Here is a 20,504-nt window from a genome sequence, read left to right as displayed (position 1 = left end):
CTTCTGCGCCTTGTAGACGACGGAGGAGAGCGCGGGCACGGTGACCGTGGCCTTCGCGTCGGCGCCGGTCCTCACGTCGGCCGAAGTGCCGTACAGCGCACGGAGGTCGGTGCCCGCCGCGCCGGTCGGGACCTCGACCGTCTTGGCCTCGGTGGCGTTGTTGACCGCCACCAGGTAGTCGGTCCCGGTCTTGGCGTCGGTACGGGAGAAGGCGTACACCGAGTCCTTGGCGTACCGCTCCGTCTGCACGCCGTCCGTGAGCGCCGGGTTGGCTTTGCGCAGCTTGGAGAGAGCGGCGATCTCCTTGTAGAGCACCGCACTTGAGTCGTACGCGTCCGAGGCCGCCGTACGGTCGGTGCCCAGCTCGTCGTCGTCCAGGTAGTCGGCGGTCTTCGAGGCGAACATCGGCTGGCGGGCGTCCTTGTCGCCGCCCGATCCGGTGAAGCCCTGCTCGTCGCCGTAGTAGACGACCGGGTTGCCGCGCGACAGGAACATCACCTGATTCACGAGCTTGTCGCGCTGCACCAGCTCGGCGTCGCTCGCTTTCGGGTTGTCGGCCTTGAGGAAGTAGCCGATGCGGCCCATGTCGTGGTTGCCGGTGAAGGTGACCTGCTCGTACGCGTTGGCCTTGTCGGTGGTGTACCGGTAGTCCTGCGCGAAGACGTTCGCGAGCTGGGATGCGGGCGCGCCCTGGGAGGCGTACTGCCGGGCCGCGTCCTGGAAGGGGAAGTCGAGGGTCGAGTCGAGCCGGCCCTGCGTGACGTACGGGGAGGTGATCTTCGGGTCGGCGGAGTAGACCTCACCGAACATGAAGAAGTCGCTGCGGCCCCGCTTGGCGGCGTACGCGTCGAGCGCCGTCGCCCACTGGGTCCAGAAGTCCATGTCGACGTGCTTGACCGTGTCGATCCGGAAGCCGTCGATGCCGAAGTCCTCGACCCACTTCTCGTAGATCTTCTCCATGCCCTGCACGACCTCGGGACGCTCGGTCCACAGGTCGTCGAGCCCGCCGAAGTCGCCCTGGTCGGCGGACTCCCCGGCATAGGTGGAGTTGCCCCGGTTGTGGTACATCGTCGGGTCGTTGAGCCACGACGGCGTCTTCACATTCTTCTCGGCGGCGGGGACCGTCGGACTGTACGGGAAGGAGTCCACGTCGACGGCCGGGAACTTCTTCGTGCCGTCCGAATAATCAGAGTCGTCGAAGGGCACCCCGTCCTTCGTCAGATACGGGAAGGCCCCCTTCGACAGGTAGTCGTAGGACTTCTCCTCGTAGTCGACGACGTCGGCCGTGTGGTTGGTGATGACGTCGAAGAAAACCTTCATGCCCTTGTGGTGGGCCGAGTCGATCAGCTTCTCCAGGTCGGCGTTGGTGCCGAAGTGCGGGTCGACCTGGGTGAAGTCCGTGATCCAGTAGCCGTGGTAGCCGGCCGACGCGTCGGCCCCCGTGCCCTGCACCGGCTTGTTCTTGAAGATCGGCGCCATCCAGATGGCGGTGGTACCGAGCCCCTTGATGTAGTCGAGCTTCTGCGTCAGCCCCTTCAGGTCGCCGCCCTGGTAGAACCCCTTGTCCGTGGGGTCGTACCCGGTCTGCAGCCGCGATCCTGTGAGCCCGCCCTTGTCGTTCGAGGAGTCCCCATTGGCGAAACGGTCCGGCATGACGAAGTAGAACTGGTCCCGCGTCAGGTCGTTGCGTGCGGGTACGGAGGCGAGCGCGGCGTCCGAAGGCGCTGCGGGCGCCTTCGCCGCGGCGGCGACCGGTATCGCCGGCACGAGCGCCGCGCACAGCGCGGCAGCGACGGCGACAGCCGTTCTTCGCAGGGATTTCACGGGGACTCCTCGGTGGTGCGGAAGAGATTCAGAGAGCGGGAAGGGTTCAGCTGCGCCAGGTGTCGCTGAGTGCGACTTTTCCGCTCGCCGGGACAGTGGCGGTGCGATTGGCGCCGCTCTCCCAGGTGACGGTCCCGGCGGCGTTCTTGCGGATGTACTTGTACGAGAAGGCCGTGCCGGCGGACAGTGCGACGTCGAGCTTCCAGACGGGGTAGCTCGCGGGGTCGAGCTTGAGTGCGCTGCCGGTGTTCCAGCTGCCGAGCGCCGCCTGGTCGCCGGTGACGTAGATGTTCTCGCCGAGGACCGTGGTGGCGTTGACGGCGAAGGAGGCGCCCGAAGCGGTGGTGTCCCCACCGCTCGAAGTGCCCCCGCAGGTACGGGCGTTGACCTGCAGCGCGAGTGCCGTATTGGCGGCGAGCGTCGCCGTGAACTGGCCCGAACCGTTGACCGTCACACCGGTGTTGTTCTGCACGTTGCAGTAGTCACCGGCGGCCAGCGACGTCTGGAAGGTCCTGGTCAGCGCGGAGGACTCGTGGTTGATGGCGACGTACGCCTTGGAGCCCCGCCCGAAGGCGATGGCGTCTCCGCCGTTGTCCCACCAGTCGGTGACGGCCTGCCCGCGTGCGGTGTTGCGGAAGCCGACCATGGAGGCGATCTCGGTCCAGGCGTGCTGGCACTTCCACCCGTCGCTGTAACAGGCGTTGACCGTGCCGCCGTTGGGCGGACCCGCGTCCTTGTCGCTCCACTCGTAACCGGAGTTGATGTCGGGCGAGCCGTAGGGGTAGGCCAGCATGAAGACGTTCGCCAGGGTGTAGTTGGCGCCGTCCTTGTAGTTGAGGGTGTCGCCGCCGCGCTCGGTGTCGTGGTTGTCGACGAAGACGGCGGACGTGGCGCTGGACATGAAGCCCCAGCCCTCGCCGAAGTTCTTCAGATAGGCCAGGTTCTGGTTGTTGAAGACGTCCTTGAGGCTGCGGCCGTAGCGGAACTCCTGGACATCGCCGGTGCCGGTGTACTCGGTCGGCGACACGGCCTCGCCCGCCCCGTAGATCGCCTCCTGCTTCCAGTACACGCCCGGATTCGTCAGCCTCGACTTGATGTTGGCGAGGTCCGCCTCGGGCATGTGCTTGGCCGCGTCGATCCGGAAGCCGTCGACACCGAGCGACAGGAGGTCGTTCAGATAGCCGGCGATCTTCCCGCGGACGTACTCCTCGCCGGTGTCCAGGTCCGCGAGCCCGACGAGCTCGCAGTTCTGTACGTTCGCCCGGTCCTGGTAGTTGGAGATCGCCGCGGTGCAGTCGTCCATGTCGGCCGCCGAGTACAGGCCGGGATAGTTGTACTTGGTGTACGACGACCCACCGGTCCCGGTGCCCGACCCCGACGTCATGTGGTTGATGACGGAGTCCGCGACGACCTTCACGCCCGCCGCATGGCAGGTGCTGACCATGTTGGCGAAGCTCGTACGGTCGCCGAGCCGGCCCGCGATCTTGTAGCTGACGGGCTGGTACGAGGTCCACCACTGGCTGCCCTGGATGTGTTCCTGGGGCGGTGAGACCTGGACGGACCCGTAACCCGCCGGGCCGAGCTGATCGGTGCACGCCTTGGCCACCGAGTCGAACTTCCACTCGAAGAGGACGGCGGTGACGTCCTTGTCGCCGGTGGGGGCGGCGTGAGCGGGGGCGGACGCGACGACCACGGAAAGCGCGGCGGCCACCGAGAGAGCCAGCGCGGCGGAGAGGGATCTGCTTGCCATGTTTCCTCCTGCACGTGGGGGGAGGCAGCGATGAATGTTCTTGCTGCAAGGCTGCAAGCTCTTGCTGCGCAGCAGACCGTACGAGCCCCTCCGACCGCGGTCAACCCTTTGGACATGACGGGATTACACGGGGGAAACAAAGAGAATCCCCTGCGAGAAAGATCTTCCGCAAGAGATTGCAGCAATGCTAGATTCGGCTCACGCAGAGAGACCTGGGACCACCTCCCCGCCACCGCCCAGCCTGGGCAGGTCCCGGGTCTCCCTTTGCCGTCAGCGCGGTTGACGAAGTCCCGCGACGAGGAGCTCGACCAGCCGGCGCGCGTCGTACCGCGGATCGGCGTCGGCGCCGATGCACAAGTTCCCGACACCGCGCATGAGTTGGTACGCGTCCAGGCCGGAGTCGATCTCACCGGAGGCGGCGGCAGCGCCCAGGAGCTCGGTGCACACCGGCAGGAGCCGGTCGAGGAAATAGGCGTGCAGCGCCTCGAAGCCGGCACTGTCGGCCTGCAGCGCGGCAGCGAGTCCGTGCTTGGTGACCAGGAAATCGACGAACAGACCGATCCACTGCCCGAGGGCGGCGTGAGGCGTCGGACCGGCCGCCAGCAGAGCCGGGCCCGCCTCGGCGCAGGCCTCGATCTGGTGCCGGTAGACGGCGATGACAAGATCCGCACGCGTCGGGAAGTGGCGGTAGATCGTGCCAAGTCCGACGCCGGCCTTGGCCGCGATGTCACGTACCGGCGCCTCCACGCCCGACGTGACGAACACCGCGGCGGCCGCGTCGAGCAAGGTCTCGTTGTTGCGCCGGGCATCCTTCCGCTTGGACTGGCCCGCGCGCCCTGCACCCTCGTCGCTGTCGTTCACCGCGCCGCACTCTCCGCTGTCGGGCTTGCCAAAACGGAACACTGTTCCGTATCGTCAAACGGAACGGTGTTCCGTTTGCTCATGATGCCAGAGCAGGGGCCCGGCGACCAAGCCATGCAAGGCAAGGCAAGGCAAGGCAAGGCAACGGAGGACGACAACCATGCAGTACCGCACTTTGGGCCGCACCGGTGTGCAGGTCAGCTCCCTCGCGCTCGGCGCGATGAACTTCGGCACGATGGGGCGCACCACCCAGGACGAGGTCACCGCCCTCGTCGATGCCGCCGTCGAGGGCGGGATCAACCTCATCGACACCGCCGACGTGTACAGCGGCGGCGAGTCGGAAGAACTGGTCGGCAAGGCCATCGCCGGCCGCCGCGACGACATCGTGCTGGCCACGAAGGCGAGCCTGCCGATGGGCGACGAGCGCAACCACCAGGGCAGCTCGCGCCGTTGGCTGGTCACCGAGCTGGACAACAGTCTGCGCCGTCTCGGTGTCGACCACGTCGATCTCTACCAGATCCACCGGTGGGACCCGCGCACCAGCGACGAGGAGACGCTGTCGGCCCTGACCGACCTGCAACGCGCGGGAAAGATCCGCTACTTCGGCTCCTCGACGTTCCCCGCGTACCGCATCGCGCAGGCCCAGTCGGCCGCTCGTGAGCATCACCTGGGCCGCTACGTCACCGAGCAGCCCAGCTACTCGATCCTGCAGCGCGGTGCCGAGAGCCACGTGCTGCCCGTGACGGAGCAGTACGGGCTCGGTGTGCTGGTGTGGAGCCCGCTGGCCTCGGGCTGGCTGTCGGGCGCGATCCGTGAGGGCCGGACCGTCACCACCAGCCGCTCCGCGTTCCTGCCGCAGCGCTTCGACACGGCCGTCCCCGCCAACCGGGCCAAGCTCGATGCCGTCGAGCAGCTGGCCAAGGTCGCCGACGAGGCCGGCCTGACCATGATCCAGCTCGCGCTCGGTTTCGTGACCGCGCATCCCGCCGTGACCAGCGCGCTCATCGGTCCCCGCACCCTGGACCACCTGCACTCACAGCTCGCCGCCGCCGACACCGTGCTCACCGCCGACGTACTGGACGCCATCGACACGATCGTCGCCCCCGGTGTCGACCTGGCCGCGCACGAGAAGAACGACGCCCCTCCCGCCCTGCTCGACCCGGCACTCCGCCGCCGCTGAACTCCGCTGAACGCCCGCTCAGTGATCGGCGGAGGGCGACTCCGCCGAGGCGTGCAGCAGCAGGTCGCGCAGCGCCGCGGCGGCGTCCGAAGGCTCGGTGGGGGTGAGGACGACCTGGTCGGCGGTGGTCGAGGGGCCCGTGAGGGGGATGACACGCAGGCCGGGCGGCTGCTGGTCGAGTGCGGACTCCACGGTGATGCCGATGCCCGTTCCCGCGGCGACATGAGCGGCGATGGCGTGCACGCTGTCGGCGGTCCTGATGATGCGCAGGTCGGCTCCGCCGATGTGGAAGGCGGCCAGGAGGCGGTCGCAGAGACCGCTGTTGATCTGGTGGGGCCAGGTGAGCAGGGCGGTGGTGGACAGTTCGGACGCGCTCAGCTCGGTATGTCCTGCGAGGGGGTGGGTCGCGGGTACGAGCGCCATGAACCTCTTGGTGGACAGCACCTGTGCCCGTACGCCGGTGACGTCACCGGTCGCCCAGCCGATGCCGAGACCGAGCGTCTCCGCCCGCAGTCCGGTGAGCTGGGCCGTGGTCGGCATGGTCTCCGGCACGATCGTCACGTCGGGGAACCGGTCGCGCAGTTCCGGCAGGCAGCGCAACAGCAGCTGGTGGCAGGTGTACGCGGCGTGGGCGACGACGAGGGTGGTGCGGGCCCCGTCGCCGGCGGCCAGGGAGCGGCCGCGCTGCTGGAAGCGGAGCAGCTGCGCGAGGGTGGCGTGGGCGTCTGGCAGCATCGCCGCACCGAGGTCGGTCAGTGACACCCGGCGGCTGGTGCGGTGGAACAGCCGGCCGCCCAGGGTGGTCTCCAGCCGCCGTACGGCGTCGCTGACCGTGGGCTGCCCCCGGTGCAGGCGCTCGGCGGCACGGCCGAAGTGCAGTTCTTCGGCGACCGCGACGAATGCTTCCAGTTCCATCTTGTCCACGGGACCAGGCTAACCCCATCGATCGGTGTGACCGATCGCTGCATGCCGAAGTTCGGCGTTGATGCCGTGCCGTACTCAGGCTGAGATGGCTGGGCAAGCAGGGGCAGGCAGGGATCTCCCCGATGCCCCTCGTTTTCCCGCGACCGGAAGCAGCGAAAAGCACATGACACTCAACGACATTGCCCGTGAGCACGAGGCGCCGACCGTCACGGTCACAGTGGTCCACCACTCGGTGCACGGGCACACCCGGGTCCTGGCCGAGCACCTCGCCGACGGGGCGCGGCTGGTGCCCGGCGCCCGCGTGCATCTCGTCGAGATCCGCCCCGAGGACGTCGTCGCGGGCCGCTGGCACGATGCGGAGGTCATGGCGCTGCTCGAGCGTTCCGATGCGATCGTCTTCGGCTGCCCGACACTGATGGGCAGCGTGTCGGCGGTGTTCAAGGCGTTCATGGAGGCGGCGTTCACGCCGTTCACGACGCAGGCGTGGAAGGACAAGCTGGCCGGCGCGTTCACCATGTCCGCCTCGCAGAGCGGCGACAAGCTGACCGTACTGGAGCAACTGGCCGTCTTCGGGGCGCAGATGGGCATGCAGTGGATCGGCGTGGGCGACATGCCGGGCAACAACTGGAGCGGTGGCACCCGCGACGATGTGAACCGGCTGGGCTCGTGGCTGGGCCTGATGAGCCAGAGCCACGCCGACCAGGGGCCGGAGCACGCCGGATCGCGCGGCGACCTGATCACCGCGGGGCGGTACGGCGAGCGGATCGCCCGGCTGACCCAGCGCTGGGTCAACGCCGTGCCGTACGACACCCCCCGGATGACCGAACACGAGGCCCGCGCCCTGTCGGCCTCCCTCAGGGAGACCGCGGACGCGCCGGCCTAGGACCGCGCCTGCGCCGTCGAGCCACGCACCACCAGCTCCGGCTGGAAGACGAACTCCGTGCGCTGGACCGGGTTTCCGCCGATCTCCTCCAGTAGCGCGCCGACCGCGGCCGTCGCCATCGCCTGGACGGGCTGGCGCACGGTCGTCAGCGGCGGGTCGGTGAAGGCGATGAGCTGCGAGTCGTCGAAGCCCACCACCGAGACGTCGCCGGGCACGTCGAGCCCCCGGTCACGGGCGGCCCGTACGACGCCGAGCGCCATCATGTCGCTGCCGCAGACGATGCCGGTGCACCCCTGGTCGAGCAGCGCACCGGCGGCCACCTGGCCGCCCTCGACGCTGAAGAGGGTGTGCTGGACGACCCCCGACTGCCCCTCCCCCACCGCTTCCAGGAACCCCTGCTGCTTACGGCGCGACGGCACGTACCGCAGCGGTCCGACCGCGAGCCCGAGCCGCCGGTGGCCCAGGTCGGTGAGGTGGCGTACGGCCATCCGCATCGCGGCGTGGTCGTCCGGCGAGACGAAGGGCGCGCTGATCCGCTCGTTGTAGCCGTTGATCAGCACGAACGGGACCCCGCGCTCCGTGAGCGAGGCATAGCGCGACGGGTCCGACGAGGTGTCGGCGTGCAGACCCGAGAGGAAGACGATTCCGCCGACCCCCCGCTCCACCAGCTGCTCCACCAGCTCGTCCTCGGTGGCGCCGCCGGGCATCTGGGTGCACAGGACCGGGGTGTACCCGTGCCCCGCGAGCACCTGCTCCACCACCTGCGCGAACGCCGGGAAGATCGGGTTGGTGAGCTCGGGGGTCACAAGACCGATCAGTCCCGCACTGCGCTGCCGCAGCCGCACCGGGCGTTCGTAGCCCAGGACGTCGAGCGCCGCGAGCACCCGCTGACGCGTGGTGTCCGCGACGCCCGGCTTGCCGTTCAGGACCCGGCTGACCGTCGCCTCGCTGACCGAAGCCTGCGCGGCGATGTGCGAGAGCCGGGGAGCGGTCGTCACACCGCCCACCACACCGTGCTGTCCGCGGGGAGTACGAACTCGTCGCCCTCGACCGTGACTTCGGCGCTGGCGAGCAGGGTGCGGCCCGGCGTGGGGAGACGTACCCCGGCGCCCGTCGTGTTGACCGTGCAGACGAATCCCTCGCGGGCGAAGACCAGTACGCCCTCGGGTGCGTCGTGCCACTCCACCGACTCCCCTGCGCCCAGGCCAGGTTGCTGCCTGCGTACGGCGAGCGCGCTGCGGTAGAGCTCCAGCGTGGAGTCGGGGTCGCCGGTCTGCGCCTCGACGGAGAGCCCGGACCAGGTCGCGGGCTGCGGGAGCCAGCTGCCTCCGGCGCCGAATCCGTACGAGGACCCGGAGGTGGTCCACGGGATCGGCACCCGGCAGCCGTCGCGGAAGCCGTCCTGGCCCTGCGCGCGGAAGAAGGACGGGTCCTGGCGGACCTCGTCAGGGAGGTCCGTCACGTCGGGCAGGCCGAGCTCCTCGCCCTGGTAGACGTACGCCGAGCCGGGCAGCGCCAGCATCAGCATCGTCGCCGCGCGGGCGCGCCGCAGGCCCAGCTCGCGGTCTCCCGCGGTACGGATCTGGGTGCCGCCGGGCGGGTTGGCGAAGCGCGTCGCGTGCCGGGTGACGTCGTGGTTGGAGAGCACCCAGGTGGCGGGCGCGCCGACCGGCTTCATCGCGGCGAGCGAGGTGTCGATGCACTCGCGCAGCTTCTCGGCGTCCCAAGGGGTGCCCAGGTACTGGAAGTTGAAGGCCTGGTGCAGCTCGTCGGGGCGCACGTAGTTGGCGGTGCGCTCGACGGTCGGGGTCCATGCCTCGGCGACGGCGATGCGCTCGCCCGGGTACTCGTCGAGGATCTTCCGCCAGGAGCGGTAGATCTCGTGGACGCCGTCCTGGTCGAAGAACGGCATGACGTCATTGCCGAGCAGTTTCAGCTGGTCGCTGCCCCCGAGGTCCGGCAGCCCCTCCGCCTTGACGAGGCCGTGGGCGACGTCGATACGGAACCCGTCGACGCCCATGTCGAGCCAGAACCGCAGGATCGAGCGGAACTCGTCGGCGACGGCCGGGTTCTCCCAGTTGAGGTCGGGCTGCTCGGGCGCGAAGAGGTGCAGGTACCACTCGCCGTCCGCGACCCGGGTCCAGGCGGGGCCGCCGAAGATGGACTCCCAGTCGTTGGGCGGGAGTTCACCGCTCTCGCCCTTGCCCTCGCGGAAGTGGTAGCGACCGCGCAGCGGGGACGCGGGGCCCTCGGCGATGGCGCGCTTGAACCACTCGTACTGGTCCGACGAGTGGTTCGGGACGACGTCGACGATGATGCGCAGGCCCAGGTCGTGGGCGTCGCGGATCATCGCGTCGGCGTCGAGGAGCGTGCCGAACATCGGGTCGATGGCCCGGTAGTCGGCGACGTCGTAGCCGGCGTCGGCCTGCGGGGATGCGTAGAAGGGGGACAGCCAGACGGCGTCGACGCCGAGGTCGCGCAGGTAAGGAAGCCTGCTGCGTACGCCTTCGAGGTCGCCCATGCCGTCGCCGTTGGAGTCGGCGAAGCTGCGCGGATAGACCTGGTAGATCACCGCGTCCCGCCACCATCCGGTGAGGTTGCCGGCGGAGGAGTGGTCGGTGGGAGCAGCGAGGTGCTGGGTCATGACATCCCTGTGGGTTACGAGGAACGGATTACGGAGGGAACGCGTGCGGGGTGAAGACGTGTGCCGGGCTCAGCCCTTCGTGCCGCCCGCCGTCAGCCCCGTCACCAGGTGCTTCTGCACCAGGTAGAAGACGAGGGACACGGGGATGGCGATGAGCACCGCGGTGGCCGCCATGAGGTTCCACTGGGCGTCGTGCTCACTGACGAAGCTGGAGAGGCCGACGGCCAGGGTGTACTTGCCGTCGTCGAGCATGAACGTCGAGGCGAAGGCGTACTCGCCCCAGGCGGTGAGGCAGGTGTAGAACGCGGCCACGGCCAGGCCCGGACGGGCCAGCGGCAGGATGAGCCGCCAGAAGGTGCCGAACGGGGAAAGTCCGTCGACGCGGCCCGCCTCGTCGATCTCGTACGGGATCGTGTCGAAGTACCCCTTGAGCATCCAGGCGCAGTACGGCACGGCGGTCGAGCAGTAGACGAGGATCAGGGCGCCGTAGGTGTCGATGAGACCCAGGTCGGCGAGGATCACGTACATCGGCACAATGAGGACGGCGACCGGGAACATCTGGGTGACCAGCAGCACCCACATCAGCTTCTTGTAGCCGGGGAAGCGCATCCGGGACACCGCGTAGCCGGTGGTCGCGGCGATGAAGACACCGATCACGCAGGTGGCGCCGGCGACGAGTGCGGTGTTGCCGAGCCAGGTGAAGAACTGAGTGTGCTCCATCACGAACGAGTAGTTCGAGAAGGACATCTTGGAGAGGATCCGGCCGGGGTGGAGGTAGTCGTCCTTGTCCGGACCGAAGGAGAGGTAGACCAGCCAGCCGATCGGGAAGAGCGCGATGAGGCTCGCGGTCGACAGGGCGAGGTGGGAGAGGACCTTGGTCCTGGTGCTCGCCGTGCCGCGGGGCTGCGGGCGGCGGGGCGGGGAGAGAGGTCCTGGCTGCTGCGCCGCGGAGGTCTCGGTGGTCGTGGTCGTCATCGTCTTCTTTCCTGCCTTCGGTTCCAGTTCCGTGGTGGAGGGTGGAGGGCTCAGCCGATGGCCTGCTCGTTACGGGCGAGCCAGCGGCGGTAGAAGGTGGTGAAGACGATGAGGACGGAGAGCAGGAGCACGCCGTACGCCGCCGACTGCGCGTAGTCCCGCGGCTGTTGGCCGAAGCCGAGGCGGTAGGCCCAGGTGACGAGGATCTGCGCGTCGGGGGCGTTGTTGCCGAACAGCAGGAAGATGATGTTGAACTGGTTGAACGTCCAGATGATGCCGAGCAGGACGACGGTCGAGCTGACCGAGCGCAGTCCCGGCACGGTGACGTTACGGAAGCGCTGCCAGGCGCTCGCGCCGTCCATCTCGGCCGCCTCGTAGAGCTCCGAGGGGATCGACTGGAGGCCGCCGAGCAGCGAGACCATCATGAACGGCACGCCGACCCAGACGTTGACCAGGATCGCGGCTATCCGCTGAAAGAGGGTGTCCTCCAGCCAGGCGGGCTGCGGCAGATGAAGCGCGCCGAGCGCGGAGTTCACGATGCCGGAGTCGGAGAGCATGATGCGCCAGGCGAAGACGGTGACGAAGGTCGGGACCGCCCAGGGCAGGATCAGCAGCATCCGGTAGAGGGTGCGGCCGCGCAGCTTCTGGTTGAGCAGCAGGGCGAGGCAGAGACCGATGACGTAGTGCAGGACCACGCAGGACGCGGTCCAGACGACGGTCCAGATGAAGTGGGACCAGAAGCGGTCCCAGGCGGTGGGTCCCCAGAGGATGTCCGCGTAGTTGTGCAGCCCGATGAAGTCGTAGGTGGCCGCGATGTGGTTGACGCCGATGGTGCGGGCGGAGTTCATGCTGTTGGCATCGGTGAGCGTGAGATAGATGCCCTGGATCAGGGGGTATCCCACGAGGACGCCGAGGACGACCACCACGGGGGCGGTCATCGCGTAGGCGTACCAGTGCTTCTGCAGGGAGTGCCTGAAGCGCTCCACCGGCCCGCGCCGCTTGCGGGCCGCGCCGTCGACGGCAACGGTCATCGTGACACCTTCTCGGGGTTCTTCGGTACTGGGGGGTTCGGTACTGAGTGCGTACGCACAGGAGCCGCCGGGCCCGTGGAACTCACGGGCCCGGCGGCTGCCGCGTCACTTGCTGAAGGTGGGCACCAGCTTGGCGATGGCGTCCTGGAGGTTCTTCAGTCCGTCCTGCACGGACTCCTTGCCGGAGGCGATCTTCGGCAGTTCGCTGTCCATCGGGGTGAACATCGAGGAGTACTCGGCCAGTTCGGGGCGCGGCTGGGCGGCGGCGAGCACACCCTGGTAGCCGGCGATGCCCGGGTTGGCCTTGACCTCCGCGGTGTACGCGTCACCGCGGGTCGGCAGCGTGGAGTTCTTCAGGGCCACGTCGGCCTGGCTCTTGGCCGACGTCATGAAGTTGATGAACTTCAGCGTGGCGGCCTGGTGGGCCTTGTCGGAACCGGCGTACGCGGAGAGGTTGTGGCCGCCGGTCGGGGCGCCTGCCTTTCCGGTGGAGCCGGCCGGGACGGTGGCGATGCCCAGGTTGGCCTTGTCGGCGAACGCGGAGCCCTTGTAGAAGTTGGTGATCTCCCACGGGCCCTGGATGATCGCGGCGACCTTGCCGTTGACGAAGGCGTCCTGGATGTGGGCGTACGCGTCGGCGGTGCCGTCGGCCTTGTGCAGGCCCTTGCCGTCGAAGGTGCTCTTCCAGGTGTCGAAGGCCTTGACCGCGGGGGCGCCCGCGATGGTGACCTTCTTGCCGGCGGCGTCGACCTTGTCGGTGCCCTCGCCGTAGAGGAACGGCTGGGCGTAGTAGCCGGCCGTGGAGCCCCAGTAGCCGTCGACGCCCGCCTTGTCCTTGACCTTGGCGGCGTCCGCCTTCAGCTCGTCCCAGGTGGTGGGGGCCGCGGTGATGCCGGCCTTGGCGAAGAGCGCCTTGTTGTAGACGAGCGCGAGGGTGTCGGTGACCAGCGGGACGCCGTAGGTCTTGCCGTCGAACTGCGCCTGCTTGACCAGGTTGGGCTGGAACTGCGCCTGGTCCTTCAGCGCCTCCGTGCCGTCCAGCGGAAGGAAGTAACCCTTCTTGGCGAAGGCGGGGGTCCAGCCGACCTCGGAGCGCAGCACGTCCGGGGCGCCCTTGGCGCCGGCGGCGGTGTCGAACTTGTTCTGCGCCTGGTCGAACGGAACATTGACGTACTTGACCTTGACGTCCTTGTTCGCCTTCTCGAACTCGCTGATGAGCGCCTTGTACGCGGGGGCCTCGTTCGTCGCGTTCGAGGTGTCCCACCAGGTGATGGTGACCGGGCCGTCCGACTTGCTGCTGCCGTCGTCTCCGCCGCAGGCTGTCGCCGCGAGCGCAAGGGTCGCGGCCAGGGCGGTGGCCGCTATGCCACGTCGCATGTGAACTCCTTCAACAGGTGCCGCTCCATCACGGCGCCGGGTTGTCGAGGAACGTAACAAGGTTGAAAGAAGACCGAAAGACTTTGCGGCAGATTTCTGCAAGACAGCATCTTCGTTACCTCGGCGTGTCCGTTCGGTTGCCGTTCCACCCCTTGTCACGCTGGGGTTCATGGCTCTCGACCTGCCGCTGCACGGCTCGCAACGACTACCGCAAGGTCTTGCAAGACTGTTACTTTCGTGGCGCAAAGGCGTTGATCCCCATGCACGCAAGCCTCTGGAAAGGGACCGTCCATGCCGCAGGAGCTCCACTCCGTCACCCCGGCCGCCGCACCCGCGGACGGCACCGGCTGGTGGCGGGACGCCGTCATCTACCAGGTGTACGTACGGTCCTTCGCGGACAGCGACGGCGACGGCATCGGTGATCTCCGCGGCATCCGCGACCGGCTGCCCCATCTCGCCGGGCTCGGTGTGGACGCGCTGTGGATCACGCCCTTCTACGCCTCGCCCCAGGCGGACGGCGGCTACGACGTCGCGGACTACCGGGCGGTCGACCCGCTCTTCGGGGATCTGGGCGACGCGGACGATCTCGTACGGGCCGCCCATGAACTGGGGCTGCGGGTGATCGTGGACATCGTCCCGAACCACACCTCCGACCAGCACGCCTGGTTCCGGGCCGCGCTCCCCGGCGGGCCCGCCCGCGAGCGCTACATCTTCCGCCCCGGCAGGGGCGAGGACGGCAGCCTCCCGCCCAACGACTGGGAGTCGGTCTTCGGCGGCCCCGCCTGGACCCGAATCGAGGACGGTTCCTGGTACCTCCACCTCTTCGCCCCGGAGCAGCCCGACCTCAACTGGGAGAACCCCGAGGTCCACGACGAGTTCGACTCCGTCCTGCGCTTCTGGCTCGACCTCGGCATCGACGGCTTCCGCATCGATGTCGCCCACGGCATGATCAAAGCGGCCGGGCTGCCCGACGTCGGCTCCCGCGATCAGGCGCGCCTGATCGGCGGCAAGGAGCTCCCCTTCTTCGACCAGGACGGGGTCCACGAGATCTACCGCTCCTGGCGGAAGCTGCTGGACTCCTACGACGGCGAGCGCATCGGCGTCGCCGAGGCCTGGGCCCACACCCCCGAGCGCCTCGCCCGTTACGTACGCTCCGACGAGCTCCACCAGGCCTTCAACTTCGCCTTCCTGAAGTGTCCCTGGGACGCTGCCGAACTGCGCCGCGTGATCGACTCCTCCCTCACCGCGGCGGGCGCGGTCGGCGCCCCCACCACCTGGGTGCTCTCCAACCACGACGTCGTACGGCACACCACCCGCCACGGCTCCGCCGACCGCGCCCGCGCCGCCGCGCTGCTGATGCTGGCGCTCCCCGGATCCGCGTACCTCTACCAGGGCGAGGAACTGGGCCTGCCCGAGGTCACCGACCTCCCCGACGAGCTCCGCCAGGACCCGTCCTTCTTCCGCGGCGAGGGCCAGGAGGGGCTGCGCGACGGCTGCCGGGTCCCGATCCCCTGGACGCAGGACGGACCGAGTCACGGGTTCGGGCCGGCGGGGAGCTGGCTCCCGCAGCCCGCGTCCTGGGCCGCCCTCTCCGTCGAAGCCCAGTCCGGCGACCCCCGTTCGACGCTGGAGCTGTACCGCAGCGCGCTGGTCCTGCGCCGGAAACTCGACGGACTCGGCGATGGAGAGATGGAGTGGCTGGACGCCCCGGACGGTGTCCTCTCCTTCGCCCGACCCGGCCTCGTCTGCACCCTCAACACCACACCCGACGACATCCAACTCCCCGTCCCCGGACGGCTGCTCCTCTCCTCCTCCGACCTCGAATTCGCAGGCGGCGATGTCCGCATTCCCGGCGAATCCTGCATCTGGTGGGCAATCTGACATGCGACCGGTACAGTCCAACCCTGTGACCGCACGGCTAGCCGACATCGCAGCCCAGGCGGGGGTCAGCGAAGCGACGGTGAGCCGGGTCCTCAACGGCAAGCCCGGTGTTGCCGCGGCCACCCGTCAATCCGTACTCGCCGCTCTCGACGTCCTGGGCTACGAGCGTCCCGTACGCCTGCGCCAGCGCAGCGCGGGTCTGGTCGGCCTGATAACCCCTGAGCTCGAGAACCCGATCTTTCCGGCTCTCGCCCAGGTCATCGGCCAGGCACTGACCCGCCAGGGCTACACCCCGGTCCTCGCCACCCAGACTCCCGGCGGCTCCACCGAGGACGAGCTGACCGAGATGCTGGTCGACCGGGGCGTCTCCGGCATCATCTTCGTCTCGGGCCTGCACGCGGACACCACCGCCGACATGGGGCGCTACGAGCAGCTGCGCGCCAAGGGCGTCCCGTATGTGCTGGTCAACGGCTTCTCTTCGAAGGTCCAGGCGCCCTTCATCTCCCCCGACGACCGGGCCGCGATGCGCCTGGCCGTCACCCATCTGGCCTCCCTGGGCCACACCCGGATCGGTCTGGCGCTCGGCCCCCGCCGCTTCGTCCCCGTACTGCGCAAAATAGAGGGCTTCCAGGCGGCGATGCAGGACCGGTTCTCCCTCTCCCCCGAGGAGAGCGAGAAGCTCATCCAGCACTCCCTCTACACCCTGGAGGGCGGCCAGGCCGCCGCCACCTCGCTCATCTCGTCCGGCTGTACGGCGGTGGTCTGTGCCAGCGACATGATGGCACTCGGTGCCATCCGTGCCGCCCGTCAGCTGGGCTTCGAGGTCCCCCGTGACATCTCGGTCGTCGGCTTCGACGATTCGCCGCTCATAGCCTTCACCGACCCGCCGCTGACCACCATCAGGCAGCCGGTCACGGCCATGGGCCAGGCAGCCGTACGGGCGCTCCTCGAAGAGGTCGGCGGCACTCCCGCACCACACAGCGAATTCGTTTTCATGCCGGAGCTCGTCGTCCGGGGATCCACCGCGTCCGGAGCTCGTCCGCAGGGAGGAGCAGGTGCGGTCGGGACCCGCCTGAGGGATGATCTGTGAGTAGGCCCGCATCTGGCAGACTGTCTCCCTATGGGTGAAACGACCGTGAAGACACAGGAAGGCCGGACGGCCACCCCGTCACCCATCACGGACGAGGAACTTCCGGCTCCGAAACTCACGCTGCTCCGGCGACTGCGCACCCCGCGCCGCCCGCGGATCTGGTTCGAAGTCCTGCTGATCGCGGTGAGTTACTGGACGTACTCGCTGATCCGCAATGCGGTTCCCGAGCAGAAGACCCAGGCGCTGAAGAACGCCGACTGGGTCTGGAGCGTCGAGAACCATCTCTCCATCGCGGTCGAGCAGAGCGTCAACCACGCCGTGAACTCGGTGACATGGCTGATCGTGGCGATGAACTACTACTACGCCACACTGCACTTCGTCATCACCATCGGCGTTCTGGTCTGGCTGTTCCGCTTCCACCCAGGACGGTACGCGGCAGCGCGTCTCGTCCTCTTCGCCACGACCGTGGTCGCGCTCGCCGGCTATTACCTGTACCCGCTGGCACCGCCCCGCCTGATGAACGGCGGGCACTTCATCGACACGGTCCTGGTGCACCACACCTGGGGCTCGATGGCGTCGGGCAACCTCAAGAACATGTCGAACCAGTACGCGGCGATGCCCTCGATGCACATCGGCTGGTCCCTCTGGTGCGGCCTGATCATCTTCGCCCTGGCCAAGGCGCCGTGGGCGAGGATCCTGGGTCTGCTCTACCCGGCGGCGACGCTCCTGGTGATCGTCTCCACGGCCAACCACTTCTGGCTGGACGCGGTGGGCGGCATGATCTGCCTGGCCTTCGGCTTCACGGTCGCCCGCCTCTGGTACGGCGCACTTCCCCACCAGCTCCCGCGGCTCCCCACGCGCTGAGGGACCGCACCGCGGCCACGGCTCGGGCGGCTACGGCTGGGCTCCGTAGAACCTCTCCTCCACCACCGCCCGCGCCCTGCGGGTGATGCGCCGGTAGTCGTCGAGCATGTCGCCGACATGGCCCGGCTCGTATCCCAGGTACCGCCCCACCGCGCCCAGTTCGCGCCCGTCGGAGGGGAAGGTGTCGCCTGCCCGGCCCCGTACCAGCATCACCGCGTTACGGACCCGGGTGGCCAGCACCCAGGCGTCGTCCAGCGTCTGGGCTTCCTCGGTGGGGATCAGCCCCGCCGCCTGGGCCGCGGCGAGCGCCTCACGGGTGCGGGTGGTGCGCAGGCCGGGCTCGGACCAGCCGTGCTGCATCTGCAGGAGCTGGACCGTCCACTCGACGTCGCTCAGACCGCCGCGGCCCAGCTTGGCGTGGAGCGTGGGGTCGGCGCCGCGCGGCAGGCGCTCCGACTCCATCCGGGCCTTGAGGCGGCGGATCTCGCGGACCGCGTCCTCGCCGATGCCCTCCGGCGGATACCGCAGCGGGTCGATCAGTTCGATGAAGCGGGCGCCCAGCTCGGGGTCGCCCGCCATCGGCTCGGCGCGCAGCAGGGCCTGGCTCTCCCAGACCAGCGACCAGCGTCGGTAGTAGGCGGCGTACGAGGCGAGGGTGCGGACCAGGGGCCCGCTCTTGCCCTCCGGGCGCAGACCGGCGTCGATGAGCAACGGCGGGTCGGCGGTGGGGATCTGGAGCAGGCGGCGCATCTCGGCGACCACCTTGTTCGCGGCCTGCGAGGCCTCCTGCTCTTCGACCCCCTCGCGCGGTTCATGGACGAACAGGACGTCCGCGTCCGAGCCGTACCCCAGCTCGTGACCGCCGAAGCGGCCCATGCCGATGACCGCGAACCTGGTGGGGAGCGTGTCGCCCCACTCGGCGCGGACGGCGGCGCGCAGCGCGCCCGACAGGGTGGCCGCGTTCAGATCGGTGACCGCGTTGCCCACGCGGTCGACCAGGGCTCCCGGGTCCTCCTCCGCCGGGTTCTCCTCGGTGCCGTACGAACCGATGAGGTCGCCCGCGGCCGTACGGAACAGCTCCCTGCGGCGCACCCCGCGCACCGAGGCCACCGCGCCCTCGGCCGTCTCCGCGCGCCCGACCGCCGAGAGCACCTCCTGCTCCAGGGCCTGGTGGCTGCGCGGCTTCAGCCCCTCGGGGTCGCCGAGCAGCGCCACCGCCTCGGGGGCGCGGAGCAGCAGGTCGGGGGCGAGCCGTCCGGCGGAGAGGACCCGGGCGAGATTCTCCGCGGCGGCGCCCTCGTCCCTCAGCAGCCGCAGATACCAGGGGGTCTTGCCCAGCGCGTCGGAGACCTTGCGGAAGCCGAGCAGGCCGGCGTCCGGGTCGGCGGAGTCCGCGAACCAGCCGAGCAGGACGGGCAGCAGGGTCCGCTGGATGGCGGCCTTGCGGGAGACCCCGGAGGAGAGCGCCTCCAGATGCCGCAGGGCCGCCACCGGATCGGCGTAACCGAGCGCGGTCAGCCGCTGTCCTGCCGCCTTGGGGCTGAGCCGTATCTCACCGGGCGCCAGCTGGGCCACGGCGTCCAGGAGCGGCCGGTAGAAGAGCTTCTCGTGCAGCCTGCGGACCACGGAGGCATGACGCCGCCAGGCCTTGTTGAGCTCGGTGACGGGCTCGGAGCGCATGCCGAGCGAACGGCCCAGGCGCCGCAGATCGGCCTCGTCCTCGGGCACGAGGTGGGTCCGGCGCAGCTTGTAGAGCTGTATCCGGTGCTCCATGGTGCGCAGGAAGCGGTACGCCTCGTCCAGCTGAGCCGCGTCCGCCCGCCCCACATAGCCCCCGTCGGCCAGTGCCGTGAGCGCCTCCAGGGTCGAGCCGCTGTGCAGCGTCGCGTCGCTGCGGCCGTGCACCAGCTGCAGCAGCTGTACGGCGAACTCCACGTCCCGCAGTCCGCCGGGCCCGAGCTTGAGCTCGCGGTCCACCCGGTCGGCGGGGATGTTGTCGACGACCCTGCGGCGCATCTTCTGCGCGTCGGGGACGAAGTTCTCCCGCTCGGACGCCTGCCACACCAGCGGGTTCACCGCCTCGATGTACTCCGCCCCCAGCTCCATGTCGCCGGCGACCGGGCGGGCCTTGAGGAGCGCCTGGAACTCCCAGGTCTTGGCCCAGCGCTGGTAGTAGGCCAGATGGCTGGAGAGCGTCCGCACCAGCGGCCCGTTCCTGCCCTCGGGGCGCAGGTTCGCGTCGACCGGCCAGATGGTGCCCTCGATGTTCGTCTCGGAGCAGATCCGCATGAGGTGCGAGGCGAGCCGGGTCGCGGCCTGCAGGGCCTTGCCCTCGTCGGCGCCCTCGGTCGGCTCGGCGGGCTCCCCCACGAAAATCACGTCCACGTCGGAGACGTAGTTGAGCTCATGGCCGCCGCACTTGCCCATCGCGATCACCGCGAGGCGGCAGATCGCCGCGTCGGCGGGTGCGGCCGCCGACGCGATGGCGAGGGCGGCGCGCAGGGTCGCGGTCGCCAGGTCGGCCAGCTCGGCGGCGGTCTGTGCCAGATCGGTCGTACCGCAGACGTCACGGGCCGCTATGGCCAGCAGGCACCGCCGGTAGGCGACCCGCAGCGAGACGGCGTCGTCCGCCCCGGCCAGATCGCGCTCGAACTCGGCGACCCCCGGATGCAGATCCGCCCTCTCGTACGTCACGAGGGCGTGCCAGTCCGACGGATGCCTGGCCAGATGGTCGCCCAGCGCCTCGGAGGCCCCGAGCACGCCGAGCAGCCGGTCCCGCAGCGGTTTGGCGGCGATCAGTGTGTCGAAGAAGACGCGCCGCTCGTCGGGCTCCTGCGCCTCCGCGAGCCGTACGAGACCGAGCAGTGCCAGATCGGGGTCGGCCGTGGCGCCCAGGGCGTCCAGGAGCACCGGATCGGTGCGTACGGGAGCCAGCTCATCGGCGTCGAGCAGCCGCTCGGCGACGGAGGGGGCGGTGAAGCCGTGCCGCAGCAGCCGGGTGAACGTACTGCTCCTGCGCCCGGGCACCGTCATGCCGCCGCCTTCCGTGGCCCCTGAGACAAGCTCCGGAACGAGTCTGGATCAAGCTTCGGATTCCGAGCGTAGCCGCAGGGTCCGACAGCCTCCATGGGCCGGTGCGCGTCGGTGGCCGCCGGGAGGCGGGTGACGCGGGCAACAGCTATTGCTGTGCATAGCCAGTGAACCGATCCGGCCGGGTGTC

The 20,504-nt window shown here is 69.2% G+C and carries 15 protein-coding genes; 5 read left to right on the top strand and 10 right to left on the bottom strand.

Annotated features, from left to right (window positions below; genetic code table 11):
• The 3 genes from J0695_RS03475 to J0695_RS03465 form a co-directional block, all read right to left on the bottom strand.
• Nucleotides 1-1,824, bottom strand: a 1,824-nt coding sequence (locus tag J0695_RS03475; RefSeq protein WP_206960049.1) for an alpha-amylase family glycosyl hydrolase, incomplete at its 3' end; no start/stop codon positions are given.
• Between the two features lie 46 nt (nt 1,825-1,870).
• A complete protein-coding gene (locus J0695_RS03470; protein WP_206960047.1) occupies nt 1,871-3,574 on the bottom strand; it encodes a carbohydrate-binding module family 20 domain-containing protein in 1,704 nt (567 codons plus the stop codon).
• A gap of 270 nt (nt 3,575-3,844) precedes the next feature.
• Nucleotides 3,845-4,435 (bottom strand): TetR/AcrR family transcriptional regulator, encoded by a 591-nt coding sequence (locus J0695_RS03465; RefSeq protein ID WP_206960045.1) that lies wholly within the window; start codon nt 4,433-4,435, stop codon nt 3,845-3,847.
• 160 nt (nt 4,436-4,595) lie between these two features.
• Between J0695_RS03465 and J0695_RS03460 the strand changes: the two genes are divergently transcribed.
• Nucleotides 4,596-5,615, top strand: a complete 1,020-nt coding sequence (locus tag J0695_RS03460; protein ID WP_206960043.1) for an aldo/keto reductase — start codon at nt 4,596-4,598, stop codon at nt 5,613-5,615.
• An 18-nt stretch (nt 5,616-5,633) separates the two neighbouring features.
• On the opposite strand, the gene J0695_RS03455 is transcribed toward J0695_RS03460, so the two are convergent.
• On the bottom strand, nt 5,634-6,530 hold the full coding sequence (locus J0695_RS03455; protein WP_242552154.1) for a LysR family transcriptional regulator: 897 nt from the start codon (nt 6,528-6,530) through the stop codon (nt 5,634-5,636).
• A 172-nt stretch (nt 6,531-6,702) separates the two neighbouring features.
• On the opposite strand from J0695_RS03455, the gene J0695_RS03450 reads away from it, so the two are divergent.
• Nucleotides 6,703-7,422, top strand: coding sequence for a flavodoxin family protein (locus J0695_RS03450; protein ID WP_206960039.1), 720 nt, complete (start codon nt 6,703-6,705; stop codon nt 7,420-7,422).
• Here J0695_RS03450 and J0695_RS03445 read toward each other — a convergent pair.
• The 5 genes from J0695_RS03445 to J0695_RS03425 form a co-directional block, all read right to left on the bottom strand.
• Nucleotides 7,419-8,432, bottom strand: a complete 1,014-nt coding sequence (locus tag J0695_RS03445) for a LacI family DNA-binding transcriptional regulator (protein ID WP_206960037.1) — start codon at nt 8,430-8,432, stop codon at nt 7,419-7,421. The genes J0695_RS03450 and J0695_RS03445 overlap by 4 nt on opposite strands.
• The gene (locus tag J0695_RS03440; protein ID WP_206960036.1) at nt 8,417-10,066 is read right to left on the bottom strand and encodes a glycoside hydrolase family 13 protein; all 1,650 of its coding nucleotides are present in this window, start codon (nt 10,064-10,066) and stop codon (nt 8,417-8,419) included. The genes J0695_RS03445 and J0695_RS03440 overlap by 16 nt, the downstream gene beginning before the upstream one ends.
• A 69-nt stretch (nt 10,067-10,135) precedes the next feature.
• A complete protein-coding gene (locus J0695_RS03435; RefSeq protein WP_206960035.1) occupies nt 10,136-11,041 on the bottom strand; it encodes a sugar ABC transporter permease in 906 nt (301 codons plus the stop codon).
• A gap of 50 nt (nt 11,042-11,091) precedes the next feature.
• On the bottom strand, nt 11,092-12,072 hold the full coding sequence (locus J0695_RS03430) for a carbohydrate ABC transporter permease (RefSeq protein WP_206960034.1): 981 nt from the start codon (nt 12,070-12,072) through the stop codon (nt 11,092-11,094).
• A gap of 105 nt (nt 12,073-12,177) precedes the next feature.
• Entirely contained in the window at nt 12,178-13,449 is a 1,272-nt protein-coding gene (locus J0695_RS03425; protein WP_206960033.1) for an extracellular solute-binding protein, read from the bottom strand.
• A gap of 291 nt (nt 13,450-13,740) precedes the next feature.
• Here J0695_RS03425 and J0695_RS03420 point away from each other — a divergent pair, with 291 nt between their 5' ends.
• From J0695_RS03420 to J0695_RS03410, 3 genes are read left to right on the top strand one after another with little or no spacing between them, the layout of a single operon-like run.
• Entirely contained in the window at nt 13,741-15,330 is a 1,590-nt protein-coding gene (locus J0695_RS03420) for a glycoside hydrolase family 13 protein (protein WP_206960032.1), read from the top strand.
• A 25-nt stretch (nt 15,331-15,355) separates the two neighbouring features.
• Nucleotides 15,356-16,420 carry a LacI family DNA-binding transcriptional regulator gene (locus tag J0695_RS03415; RefSeq protein ID WP_206960031.1) on the top strand — a complete coding sequence of 355 codons (1,065 nt, stop codon included), beginning with the start codon at nt 15,356-15,358 and terminating at the stop codon, nt 16,418-16,420.
• Between the two features lie 30 nt (nt 16,421-16,450).
• Nucleotides 16,451-17,284 carry a phosphatase PAP2 family protein gene (locus J0695_RS03410; protein ID WP_206960030.1) on the top strand — a complete coding sequence of 278 codons (834 nt, stop codon included), beginning with the start codon at nt 16,451-16,453 and terminating at the stop codon, nt 17,282-17,284.
• Nucleotides 17,285-17,314: 30 nt separating this feature from the next.
• On the opposite strand, the gene J0695_RS03405 is transcribed toward J0695_RS03410, so the two are convergent.
• On the bottom strand, nt 17,315-20,317 hold the full coding sequence (locus J0695_RS03405) for a bifunctional [glutamine synthetase] adenylyltransferase/[glutamine synthetase]-adenylyl-L-tyrosine phosphorylase (RefSeq protein ID WP_206960029.1): 3,003 nt from the start codon (nt 20,315-20,317) through the stop codon (nt 17,315-17,317).
• Nucleotides 20,318-20,504 lie beyond the last annotated feature (187 nt).

Origin of the sequence: Streptomyces beijiangensis, from assembly GCF_017315755.1 — a bacterium.
Classification (GTDB): domain Bacteria; phylum Actinomycetota; class Actinomycetes; order Streptomycetales; family Streptomycetaceae; genus Streptomyces; species Streptomyces beijiangensis.
The sequence above is the reverse complement of the archived record's forward strand: the minus strand, read 5'-3'. Positions and strand labels throughout refer to the sequence as shown.